Origin of the sequence: Haliscomenobacter sp. (assembly GCF_040403615.1) — a bacterium.
Lineage (GTDB): Bacteria > Bacteroidota > Bacteroidia > Chitinophagales > Saprospiraceae > Haliscomenobacter.
In genome coordinates this window covers 1-11,754 of sequence record NZ_JBBAKG010000059.1, presented here as the reverse complement: position 1 = coordinate 11,754, position 11,754 = coordinate 1, and the positions used below count along the sequence as shown (strand labels likewise).

At 43.7% G+C, this 11,754-nt stretch carries 11 protein-coding genes; 3 read left to right on the top strand and 8 right to left on the bottom strand.

The genetic code is table 11. The annotated features are described in order from the left end of the window. Nucleotides 1-1,215: T9SS type A sorting domain-containing protein (locus ABW391_RS18235; protein ID WP_353483341.1), on the top strand; the 1,215-nt coding region annotated here is incomplete at its 5' end. Nucleotides 1,216-1,306: 91 nt separating this feature from the next. Here the strand turns inward: ABW391_RS18235 and ABW391_RS18230 are convergent. The 8 genes from ABW391_RS18230 to ABW391_RS18195 form a co-directional block, all read right to left on the bottom strand. After that, a complete protein-coding gene (locus ABW391_RS18230) occupies nucleotides 1,307-2,245 on the bottom strand; it encodes an aspartyl protease family protein (RefSeq protein WP_353483340.1) in 939 nt (312 codons plus the stop codon). 184 nt (nucleotides 2,246-2,429) lie between these two features. Then, nucleotides 2,430-3,500: an ACR3 family arsenite efflux transporter gene (arsB, locus tag ABW391_RS18225; protein WP_353483339.1), complete on the bottom strand. Its 1,071-nt coding sequence runs from the start codon at nucleotides 3,498-3,500 to the stop codon at nucleotides 2,430-2,432. A 208-nt stretch (nucleotides 3,501-3,708) separates the two neighbouring features. Then, nucleotides 3,709-4,134, bottom strand: coding sequence for an arsenate reductase ArsC (locus ABW391_RS18220; protein ID WP_353483338.1), 426 nt, complete (start codon nucleotides 4,132-4,134; stop codon nucleotides 3,709-3,711). 13 nt (nucleotides 4,135-4,147) lie between these two features. Continuing rightward, on the bottom strand, nucleotides 4,148-4,621 hold the full coding sequence (locus ABW391_RS18215) for a DUF6428 family protein (protein WP_353483337.1): 474 nt from the start codon (nucleotides 4,619-4,621) through the stop codon (nucleotides 4,148-4,150). Nucleotides 4,622-4,637: 16 nt separating this feature from the next. Beyond that, entirely contained in the window at nucleotides 4,638-5,405 is a 768-nt protein-coding gene (locus ABW391_RS18210) for a metallophosphoesterase family protein (RefSeq protein ID WP_353483336.1), read from the bottom strand. A 12-nt stretch (nucleotides 5,406-5,417) separates the two neighbouring features. Continuing rightward, a complete protein-coding gene (locus tag ABW391_RS18205) occupies nucleotides 5,418-5,750 on the bottom strand; it encodes an ArsR/SmtB family transcription factor (RefSeq protein ID WP_502916336.1) in 333 nt (110 codons plus the stop codon). A gap of 123 nt (nucleotides 5,751-5,873) precedes the next feature. Next, on the bottom strand, nucleotides 5,874-6,623 hold the full coding sequence (locus ABW391_RS18200) for a LytR/AlgR family response regulator transcription factor (protein ID WP_353483335.1): 750 nt from the start codon (nucleotides 6,621-6,623) through the stop codon (nucleotides 5,874-5,876). Next, entirely contained in the window at nucleotides 6,620-7,654 is a 1,035-nt protein-coding gene (locus ABW391_RS18195) for a sensor histidine kinase (protein WP_353483334.1), read from the bottom strand. Before ABW391_RS18195 ends, ABW391_RS18200 begins: the two co-directional genes overlap by 4 nt. A gap of 291 nt (nucleotides 7,655-7,945) precedes the next feature. Here ABW391_RS18195 and ABW391_RS18190 point away from each other — a divergent pair, with 291 nt between their 5' ends. Both ABW391_RS18190 and ABW391_RS18185 read left to right on the top strand, forming a co-directional pair. Further along, nucleotides 7,946-9,931, top strand: a complete 1,986-nt coding sequence (locus ABW391_RS18190) for a transglutaminase family protein (RefSeq protein WP_353483333.1) — start codon at nucleotides 7,946-7,948, stop codon at nucleotides 9,929-9,931. Between the two features lie 3 nt (nucleotides 9,932-9,934). Further along, the coding region (locus ABW391_RS18185; RefSeq protein WP_353483332.1) for a DUF3857 domain-containing protein at nucleotides 9,935-11,754 on the top strand (1,820 nt) is incomplete at its 3' end.

Below are 11,754 nucleotides of genomic sequence, written 5' to 3'. Positions count from 1 at the left end.
TTCATCGGTGGCAATGACAATAATGACAACTCTGGTATCTTGCGTTACCTCCGTTTGGAATTCGGTGGTTTGGCCTTCGAAATCAACCGGGAAATCAACGGTTTGACTTTTGGTGCAGTTGGTGCTGGTACTGAAGTAAACAACATTCAGGTTTCTTTCTCCAACGACGACTCTTTCGAGTGGTTTGGTGGTGCAGTGAACAGCAAAAACCTGATTGCCTTCAAAGGTACAGATGACGATTTCGATACAGACAACGGTTACAGCGGCTTGAACCAGTTCGGTATTGCTGTACGTGACACTGCTTATTTTGATGGTACTTACAACGCTCTTTCAGGCGCTTCTACTTCTGAAGGTTTTGAAAGTGACAACGAAGCGCTTGGTACTGCCAACGTGAAGCCAATCACTACTGCTGTGTTTTCCAACTATACCATGGTTGGTCCAGTTCCAGTAGGTGCTACCTATTCTCAAATGAATGCCAGAACCAGAGCTGCTTTCCGTCGTGGTGCACGCATCCGTCGCAACTCTGCTTTGCGTATTGTGAACAGCATCTTCATGGGTTACCGCAACTTCTTGATGATCGACGGCGACAGCACTATTCGGAATACCAACTTCCCTGCCGCATTGGCTTTGGTTAACCCTAAAACTCCGGTAGATCAGAAGACGCACCAGACCTTCTTTACGAACAACCTGATCGTCAATACTGCTGCTGCTCAAGCTCCTGCTGACTCTACTTCAAACAGCTTGCTGGAAGTAGCCAGAGCTAGAGGTTCCGCTGCTAAATTGGCTGCGTTGAATGATTGGGCTCGTCAATCTGGTCCATTGGCCAATAACATCAACCCAGTTGCTTTCACAACAGGCACGCTTTTGATCAACCCATTGGCTTCCTCAACTACGCCTGACTTCAAGCCGGTGGCTGGTTCTCCTGCTTTGTCTGGTGCCAACTTCCTGGATAACCCGATTTTGAGGGCTTTGGTAACTTCACTGCGTGAAATTTCTCGTGCGCTTGCTGCTGCTCACCCGGTTTACCCAAACCCTGTTTCAGCAAACAGTACATTGAACTTTGGCCGTATAGTACCTGCTTATGGCATCTTCGACCTGAATGGCCGTTTGATCAGCTACGGTGTTGAAGTTGACCACGCTGACTTGAAAAATTTGGCGAGAGGCATCTACATCATCAAATTCAACGACAACGCACAGCGTTTCGTAGTTGAATAATTGTATGTTTTAGTCAGATCATTTTCGGGGTTTTCCCTTTGAAAATATAGATTGGCCAGCGGCGCTCAGATTTCTGAGCGCCGCTGCTTATTTATAGAAAATTGATGATTGAAAAAACGGCTTTGCGGTAATTGATGCTGTAACGAAATTGATTCAGAAACGCCGCTCCAATTATGCCGTGTATTTTAAGTCCCTCCTTATTGGGGAAGAGGTGGTCAAGATTTGAAATGACAAAAGTTTGATTTTGTAGGACGATGCCACCAATGCTGAGGTATTTCAATCTTAGTTTTGGCTCTCGTTTTTCAAACTGATCCAGGCCGTTTATGGTGCTCCAACCTACTGGCTCACTGCCAATCAGTGTTCCATTTTCTAAAAGCTTTTGATCCAGAAAATTAACCTCTGCACCAGTATCTATGCCAAGCAGCACTCTTTTTCCGTTGATTTCCACTTCAATTACGGGAAGATGATCCTGTTGATACATGTAAGTTGTGGCCACAACCTTGCTGGGTTCGTAAGGCAATTCCTTGCGATTGCTCAGCAGTTGAATGGTTTGTTGGGATGGATCAACCACAACTTCATAATTCTTTAAAATTTCGTACCCAATCAACCCTTGAATCCCCTGATTGGAGGATGCTTCGAAGTGTTGCATGTCAACATTTAACCCACTGACATTTTTCCACTCCACGTTGTTCCACCGAAACTGCCGGATGAACGTATCATTCACCATCAAAGCGCCTGTAATACCTTTTGCATGAACGGTGTTGCGCTGACTCGCAAAATTGATGACCAAAGTAGGCGCGCCCGTATCTAAAATGAATGAGCCTGCTTTGGAGTCTATTTCTGCTTTGACCAGCAGTAGATTGCCCGCTTTTTCAAAAGGGATAAGATTTGCATTGGTTGCAGTCTGAGGTTTCCCAATGGTTGCATTGTTTTGATCGGATACCAGGTAAGCCGCTTTGGTTTGACTTTGTAAAGCACCAAAAGCAAACCATACGATCCAAAAGACCGCCATTTTTCTGATTATTTTCATGTTTGTTGTTTTCATTGCACTCGGAATTGGATCTCCAAGCATGTAAAAGTAACATTTAAGTAAATATTAATTTACATTAAATTAACATTGAAAACAAGTTTTTGGTTCCTCTTTTTGAAAATTATTTTTAATGTATTGTTTGTTAGTATTTTAAATGTTTATTACTAAAACTGCAATGTTAATTTTATGATTCAGCGACGTAATACCGTTTTCGCAACCAAAATGCCACATTTACCAGCGCAATCAGTGCTGGTACTTCTACGAGTGGGCCAATCACCCCTACAAAAGCTTCTCCACTATTGATGCCAAATACCCCAATGGCTACCGCTATGGCCAATTCAAAATTGTTGCCTGCGGCAGTAAAAGCAATCGAAGCGCTTTTGGAATAATCGGCGCCAAAGGCTTTGCCAATCAGGAAACTAACCAGAAACATGATGGCAAAGTAAATCACCAAGGGCAGCGCAATGCGCAATACATCAAGTGGGATTTGTACAATCAATTCTCCTTTCAAACTGAACATCACCACAATGGTAAACAACAGGGCAATCAAAGTAATGGGAGAAATAAAGGGTATAAATTTGTTTTGAAACCATTCTTCCCCTTTGATGCTAATCAGGGTATAGCGGCTGATTACTCCTGTGGCAAACGGAATACCCAGGTAGATGGCCACACTTTGCGCAATTTGCCCAATGGTGATGTTGACCTCCAACCCTTTCATCCCAAAGAACGGGGGCAAAATGGTGATGAAAAAATAGGCGTAAACACTGTACAGCAACACTTGAAAAATGCTGTTCAAGGCTACCAAGCCCGCAGCGTACTCGCGGTTGCCTTCGGCCAGTTCGTTCCACACAATCACCATGGCGATGCAACGCGCCAAACCGATCAGGATCAGTCCAATCATGTATGCTGGTTGATCTCGAAGAAAAATAATGGCCAAGAAAAACATTAAGATAGGGCCGATCACCCAGTTTAAAAGCAAAGACGCGGCCAAAATTTTGGTGTTGCGGAATACCTTGCCCATTTGCTCATATTTTACTTTTGCCAGAGGTGGGTACATCATCAAAATCAAACCGATTGCCAAGGGAATATTGGTGGTTCCAGAGGAAAATGAGTTGATGAAGTTGGCAGATGATGGAAAAAAGTAACCGATACCTACCCCGATGCCCATGGCCAGAAAGATCCAAAGGGTGAGGTACTGATCAAGGAAACTTAATTTTTTGCGTTCATGCGCTGGCGCACAGTCGTTGGCTGACATATATTCTGGTTTAAAATTAAGGTTGGCTTCATAATTGCCAAAGCGACAACAATAGGAAAACGGATGACACAGATCTGAACCGATCAGAACGGATTTTATACTACCCGACAATAAATCCGTTTTAATCCGCTCAAATCCGGGTCATCCGTTCTCCCATTAATGTCGTTCATGCATAAAACAAGCAGCGAAGCTGCGTTAAAATTTGCCATTATTGGAGGTACTCCTTCGCGAAATCGCCGAAATACACCTTGATCATTCCACGCACCTCCCGAAACTGCTGCATGATTTCCTCTTCCGTACCCTTTGCCTTGGCCGGGTCAGGAAAATTATGGTGAAACTTCTGCGCTTTGCCCGGGAAAATGGGGCAACGCTCATTTGCATTGTCGCATACCGTAATCACGTAGTCGAAGTCTACATCCAGGTATTCATTGACATTGTTGGAGGTGTGCTGGCTGATGTCGATGCCATCTTCATGCATGGTAGCGATGGCGCGGGGATTGACGCCGTGGGTTTCAACTCCGGCGCTATACACCTTTACTTTTTCTGGATCTGTGAAATGTTCCAAATACCCGTGGGCAATTTGGCTGCGGCAAGAATTGCCTGTGCAAAGGACAAGGACGTTTTTGTGTGACATCTGTTTAGATTTTTTAACAACAACCGCCGCCAGGAGTACAAGTACCCTGAGCGGCTACGGTCAATTCGGAAAACTTGATTTTAGGTTTTGACTGAGGGATATTGCACTTGATTTTTGCCAGGCAATCGGTTTCCTTCGCAACGAGTACGAAAGCATCTTCATCAATACTCAAACCATATTTTCCGATGGTTTCGGTTTGATATTCCACTTCGATTTCTAAATCCTCATCATTCAATACCTTATTGGATTGATCAAGGATGTTCAACAGATTACGCGGTGCTAAACGGTGCTCTGTATCATCGGCTACCCATATTTGCAGGTTTGCTGATTTTTCTTCGTGAACATCGCCACCACAATCAATAAAATGCTTGGTCGTGCGCCCTACCTCGGTGATATGAAAATGTAGGGGTACGCATTCACCATTTGGCAACTTGAAGCCAATCGAATTGAGGCTGGCTAAGTGTGTTTTGAATTCTGAAATTTTCATGTTGTTTTTTTAGAATTTAGTATGCTTTCCTCAACATATCCGCGTATTCATTGGGCAACGGACTGGCTTCTACAGCGCTGGCGATGCTTTCCACATCGTAGTGCACCCTTACAAATTCCACGCTCAGGCTATCGACCTTGCTCATGGAGGTTTCGGGAGTGATTTCCAAGATGACGTAACAGGCCCGTACGTCACCATCCTTTGGTTTGCCTACGGACCCAATGTTGATGGCATGGCGGAAAGTGTTGCTGTCTTCATTGCCCAAAATGCGGTGATATGGTTTGTGGGTATGCCCAAAAGCCATGATGTTGGCTTGCGCCTGCTCCATTATACGCAGGAGGCTCTTTTCGTCCCGGTCTTCAAACAAGTATTCGTTGATTTTGCGTGGACTGCCATGTACCAACAACAAGCGAAATTTTTCTCCATTGAACTCAAAATCCAGGGCAAAATGCCGGGGCAATTCCTTCAAAAAAGCACGCGCTTCAGGCTGAATGATTGAGTTGGTGTAAGCGATCGAAATGGCACCGTGGCTTTTGTCAATCGGTTCTTTGTAGGCACAGCCACAGTTGTCCGAGGTCAGACCAATGCCTTCATCATAATTTCCTGCGATGGTGGGAATTTTTCGCTGCCGGATCACCTGAATCACCTCGTTGGGGTAAGGCGCATAGCCTACCAAGTCGCCCAAACAATAAATCAGATCTGGGTTTCGGCTGTCAATATCCGCCAATACCGCTTGCAAAGCGGGTAAATTGGCGTGAATGTCACTGAACAGTGCAATTTTCATAAGGTTGGATATTTAACAATTACAATTGATGTCATGAATAGTCAGCGAAAACAATCCTTCAAATTGGGCTTTGATGATCCTCCACTTCTCCACATTAAGGCAATAATTCACGTTGAGACCACTGATCTCTCCCTTAATCAAACCCGCATTTTTTAGTTCCTGCAAATGCTGACAAACGGTAGCCCGACTCAGCGGCAATTCATTGGCAATGTCACCCGAAATGCAACTTTTTTGCGCAGCCAATAGCTTAATGATCGCAATGCGCGCAGGGTGGGAGAGGAGCTTGGCAGAAAGCGCTAACTCTTGTAGGTCAGGATTAAATTCAGCAGTTTTGGCGTGCATCATTTTTGACTTATGTTGTATGTCGCAAACATACGAATTAGTTTTGAATGAATTCGCATTCTGCTTACGTTACAAATTCAAATTTTTCTGCGTTACTAAATGATGAAGAATTGTAAATGAATCAAATCAATCCATCTTGATGTGGTTCTTTTCAATAAAATCCTTAAACGCCTTGCGGTAAGAATCGCTGATGGGCAATAATGCTGCACCCACCTTTACCTTTTCCTTGTGGATGGAATCCAACCAATCCAATGCAACGATGTAAGAGTTGTGAATCCGAATAAATTGACCTTCCGGGAGCTGTTCTTCCAGTGTTTTTAAGCGTTGTAACGTGACAATGCGTTGGGTAGGAGTATGGATGGCTACGTAGTCTTTCATCCCTTCTACGTACATGATTTCACTCAATTTAATCTTCACCAATTTGGTGCCATCTTTCACAAAAATGTAAGTTGGAATGGTTTCAGGACTGGCAGGAATTGGTTCTGGTTCCTGAGCAGGAATTGTGCTTGATGAACCTTGCAGGCGTTGGTTGATTTTTTCCATGGCCTTCAAAAAACGCTCTAGAGTAATGGGTTTGAGCAAATAATCAACCACATCCAGTTCGTAACTTTCCAACGCATACTCAGAATAAGCAGTGGTAAGGATGACCAAGGGTTTGTTGGTTAATATTTTCAACAAGGTTAATCCGGTGATTTCAGGCATCTGAATGTCTAAAAACAACAGATCAACCGGATTTTCGCGCAAGAAATCCAGCGCTTCCATGGGGTCTGAACAGGTGCGCAATAAGTTGAGGTAAGGTACTTTTTGTACATAATCACTCAATAACCTCCTCGCCAGGGGTTCGTCATCTACAATCAAGCAACTCAGGTTATTCATTGCAAATTGAGTTTGAGTTCAACATAATACGAATCTCCCCGATCTTCTTCCACCAAAGTATAGTGTTCTGGATAACTCAATTCCAAGCGCCGCCGCACATTTTGCAGGCCAATCCCCGATTTTTCACCTTCCTTTTGACTGATGAATTTGCTGTTTTCAACAGTGTAGATACAGGTGTTTTTACCTATCTTGATGCTGATGTTCACCCAGGCATTAGAATTGTTGTTGCCCACTCCATGTTTGAAGGCATTTTCCAGAAAAGTAATTAAGATAAGCGGCGTAATGAAGACCTGCTCTGGGCTGCCTTCTATCTCAAATTTAATCGGAATTTGTTCATTCAGGCGCAAATTCTCCAGGCTGATGTAATTTTGCATGTATTCCAACTCCTTGTTCATGGGTACTTTAGAGTGGTTCGAATCGTAGATCATGTAGCGCATCATCTGCGAGAGTTTGGCAATTACTTCAGTGGTATTGGGAGATTGGGTATAGGCCAGGTAATACAGGTTGTTGAGGGTATTGAACAAAAAATGCGGATTGATCTGTGCCTTAAGAAACCGCAATTCTGCACTAAGCTTTTCATTGATCATCTCTTGCCGACTGGCTTCTAGCTGAAACCAGTCTTCCAAAAACTTGAGCATGGCAATAAACGAGGCAATAAAGATGGCCGACATGGATACCGTTATCGCAAAACGAGCAGAGTAAGCAAAATCAACTTTATAGGTGTAACCATCGATGAGGTAACGCTTGAGAATCAAAAAAATCCAGGTGGCAATGACTACCGTAACCAAAAACTCCAAAGTGAATCGCCACCATTGTTGGTGTTTCAAGAAGCGGGGCAAGTAGTACAAGTAGTTGGAATAGGCCACGGACATTAAAAAGGTCACCTGCAATACTGCATTGAGTACAACGTCAAACCAGGAATCGTGAACCCCCCGGTGGTCGCGGATTTGATAGCAAAACATCAAAAAATAAATACACCAAAAGCACAAGTGAATCAAAAAGACCCGCCGACGTTGGATAAAGGTTTGCATTGTAGTTGCGTTTCTATATTTCCTGTTCAAAAGTACAAATAAATACACCTCAACAAGGAAGTTAGACAAGCAACTTTTGGGATACTCTGCGAAAGAGGCAGATCAATTGACTGCTATGGCATTTCAATAGATGACTCGGAATCTTAATTTTTATCTTGAGAAACGTTTAATTGTTGTTAAACGCAAAATATTTTTCCTGACCATGCCGTTACTTTTGTGTTGAATCTTAGTCAGAAAAAGGAATTAAATAGTCGAAATATTTGTTTTTTTATCAATAAATTATAACCTACCATGAACTTTAAAATGCTGACAATTGGCTGTATAGCCATGCTTTTCTCTGTTTTTCTCTTTTCTCAAGAACCAATCAAATGGGGAAAAATTCCGGAAGAAGATTTGAAGATGACAACTTACCCACTCGATACCAGTGCCGCTGCTTTGGTTCTGGCCGATTTAGGTGATTTGAGTTACGATCTTAGATCTCCGGGGCAACAGACCGACTTACTCGTTCACCGGCGGATCAAAATCTTAAAACGTACCGGATTTGAAGAAGGCAACATCGAAATTCCGTACTATTCCAAAGACCATTACCAGGACTTACTGCAACTGAAAGCACAAATTTTCAACCCTGACGGAACCAAACGCAGCATTGAAAAAAAGGATTTTTTTGAGGAAAAAACCGGTGAGGGCTGGACCACTGCAAAATTTACCTTCCCCGAAATCAAAGAGGGGAGCATCATCGAATATACCTACAACATCCGCACCAAAGACTGGGTTAACCTGAGTGATTGGTATTTTCAGGAGGCTATTCCTGTACGCCTGAGTGAGTACACCCTAAATATACCTGAGTTTTTGGAATTTATTATCCTGACCCGAGGCCGTCCACTTGATCGGAATGAGCAATCCTTTGAAAGCAACGCGATTGTAGGTAGAAACACTGTACGCATCAGAAAATATATACTGGCCATGCAAAATGCACCGGGCTTAAAACGGGAATCTTTTATCACGACAATGCGGGATTATCTTGGGCATGCTACATTTCAGCTCAGTGGCATTGTCGAAAACGGACAGCGAAAACCCCATCTCAGCGACTGGGCTACTGTTGCTAAAGAACTAATGGACTCCGAATCATTCGGTAAACGCATCGACCGTCGGGCTAATTATAACGATGTTTACGATAAAGTGGCTCCGCTGGTAGCCGCTGTAACTTTGCCTGAAGATAAAATAAAGGCCATTTATCATTTCATTTTGGACAACTACAAATGGGATGGTACCTATGGTAAGTATGCCAGCGAATCGTTGAACAAAAGTTTTGAACTCAAAAAAGGAGACGTTGCTGCCCTGAATCTAACCTTGATCGCACTACTTAAGGCGTTTGGATTTGATGCCAGGCCTCTTCTGGTTAGCACCCGCGGTCACGGAAAACCAATTGAGCTGTACCCCATTCTGGATCAGTTCAATTGTGTCTTGGCGCACGTAAAAGTCAAAGACAAAACCTACCTGCTGGATGCTACTGATCCCAATCGACCAATGGGACTTCCCGCTGTAAATGCACTCAACGACAAAGGCTGGTTGGTAGACCCCCTGCATCCTGAATGGATCGAAATCACTCCAAGCAAAGCTACTACAATCCGGATGTACAATATTGCACTGAATGAAGAAGGCAAAGCGAGCGGAAAATTAGTTTCTTCCTACGAAGGGTATACCGCGCTGGAAATTCGCGAAGAACTGACCAAAAAAACGGAAACGGGAGCAGCGGTGGATGAATCTGAAGAAAACGATGAAGAGGTATCAGCCACGGTAGCAAGTATCGAATACGATTCAGTGGCGATCAAAAATCTGGATGATATTTACAAGCCATTGTCTTACAACGCCAAAATCACCATTCCTGAAGGAGGAACAGTCAACGGTGATTTTATCTATTTTAATCCAGTGGTTCATCCGGCTTTTGAGGAAAATCCCTTCAAACAAACCATCCGAGAATATCCGGTCGATCTGGCTTATCCCATGTCGCACCGTTATATTCTCAACTTGTACTATCCAGAAGGATACACCATTGAACAAATGCCACAGCAGGCTATCCTGGTTCTACCCAATAATGGGGGCAAGTTTACCTTTTTGGTGAATAAAACAGCTGGGGTCAAAAACATGTTGCAGATCAACAGCACCATTTTACTCAACCAGGTGCATTTTGAACCGGAAGAGTATTCCGCCATCAAGAAGTTTTTTGACCTGATTATTGAAAAACAACAGGAACAATTGGTCCTGAAAAAAATCTAAACCATGCGTACAAAATATATCTTCAACTTATTGACCCTGGTTTTGTGCTACAGTTGGCCCAGTTTTTCCAAGGCTCAAATTGATCTTGCCCCCAAAATTATCGATTCTTTAGTGCACAATGCCAAGGAGATCGTACAGGAAGAAAAAATTAAAATCCGACTCTATTCTGCTTCCGAGGGCATGTATACTTATCGCAAAGTGGTCACTGTTTTGAACAAAAACAGCCACTCCAATACGGTTTACGTAGAATACGATGGGGAAACGCCAGTAGCCCAACTTAAGGCCAATCTCTACGACAAAAACGGCATTTTGGTGCGCAAAATCAAAAAAGAAGAGTTTGATGATTTCGCCCGAAGTGACGAAAGTACCATCTATCAGGACGATCGCATCAAAGGATTGACCATAGAGTACAGCGATTATCCTTTTACCATAGAATGGGAATACGAGCAAAAACTGAAAGGATTGCCTTTGGCGCTACTTCCTGATTGGGAAATCCAACAATACGGCACGGCCGTACAATACGGCGAATTGATGGTGGAAACCCCCTTGTCGCTGCAATTGCACTACCGCAGTGTCAATCTACAATTGAAACCCGACATCGGTACCAGCAAAGACGGTTTTCAGCAGTTTACTTGGAAGGTTCGGCATCTGAAGGCCATCAAAGAAGAGGCATATGCCCCGCATCAAAGTCAAGTTTTACCTCAAATTCAATTGGCATGCAGCTCCTTTGTGATTGCCAATTATGCAGGAAGCATGAGCAATTGGAAAGAATTTGGCGGATTTATGGCCAAATTGTACCAAGGACGCGATGAATTGCCCATCGAACTAAAATCTGAACTCGATGCTGTGCTTACAGGAAGCCGCACCAATCCCGAGAAAATTGAACGTTTGTACCGTTTTATGCAGGGCAAAATGCGCTACGTAAGTGTGCAATTGGGCATTGGTGGTTGGCAGCCTTTTTCAGCAGATTATGTGTACCGCAACAAATACGGCGACTGCAAGGCGCTGACCAATTTTATGAAAGCGCTGCTCAACTACGTCAATATCAAGGCTTATCCGGTCGCCATTCAAAATACTGATGAGGTACCTCGACCATTGGATGATCAATTTGCCAGCGACCCCGGATTCAACCACGTCGTTTTATACGTGCCCGCTGAAAAAACCTGGCTGGAATGTACCTCTACCGATTATCCCATCAATTACCTGGGCGAAAGCAATGCCAATCGACAGGTGATGTTGATCACAAATGAGGGTGGACAATTGGTGCGAACACCCGCGTTGGGTATCGATGAAAACCACGAAGACTGGAAAGTCAGTTTCAACATTAGTCCAGAAGGCAAAATTTTCAACACAGCCCAAGCCGAATTTTCTGGTGCCAACCACGAAATTTATCGCTTGCTCAAATATCAATTGGAAGCTACAGACCGCAAGAAGTGGTTGGAAGAAAAACTAAACCTGCCTTTGCTGTCGCTCGATAGCTTGCAATTGAATTGTGCTGCTGAAAAGGCTACCGCTAGCTTGGCGTTTAAAGCCGAATTGAGTAGAATGGGCAGTCGTTCTGGCAAGCGCTGGTTCATACCTTTTAATCCACTCAATCCCATGACCAAAGCACCTGCCAAGGCCGATGATCGCCAACAGCGAGTCGTCAATCGCAAAGCTTACGTAAAGGAATCTCTCCTTAGCTTTGTCTTGCCCGCTGGTTATAAAGTGGAAAGTCTCCCGTTTACAGATAAGATTTTGGAAGGCCCTTATGGGAAATTCCAAATGAGTGTTCAACAGGAAGATGGAAAAATCAACATCAAACGGCGCTTGCAAATCGAAGC

Bases quoted from the DNA above. Each gene is read 5' to 3' on its own strand.
- ABW391_RS18190 (WP_353483333.1), top strand. From the start codon at position 7,946: ATGAACTTTAAAATGCTGACAATTGGCTGTATAGCCATGCTTTTCTCT.
- ABW391_RS18200 (WP_353483335.1), bottom strand. From the start codon at position 6,623: ATGAATAACCTGAGTTGCTTGATTGTAGATGACGAACCCCTGGCGAGG.
- ABW391_RS18230 (WP_353483340.1), bottom strand. From the start codon at position 2,245: ATGAAAATAATCAGAAAAATGGCGGTCTTTTGGATCGTATGGTTTGCT.
- arsB (WP_353483339.1), bottom strand. From the start codon at position 3,500: ATGTCAGCCAACGACTGTGCGCCAGCGCATGAACGCAAAAAATTAAGT.
- ABW391_RS18205 (WP_502916336.1), bottom strand. From the start codon at position 5,750: ATGATGCACGCCAAAACTGCTGAATTTAATCCTGACCTACAAGAGTTA.
- ABW391_RS18210 (WP_353483336.1), bottom strand. From the start codon at position 5,405: ATGAAAATTGCACTGTTCAGTGACATTCACGCCAATTTACCCGCTTTG.
- ABW391_RS18195 (WP_353483334.1), bottom strand. From the start codon at position 7,654: ATGCAAACCTTTATCCAACGTCGGCGGGTCTTTTTGATTCACTTGTGC.
- ABW391_RS18215 (WP_353483337.1), bottom strand. From the start codon at position 4,621: ATGAAAATTTCAGAATTCAAAACACACTTAGCCAGCCTCAATTCGATT.
- ABW391_RS18220 (WP_353483338.1), bottom strand. From the start codon at position 4,134: ATGTCACACAAAAACGTCCTTGTCCTTTGCACAGGCAATTCTTGCCGC.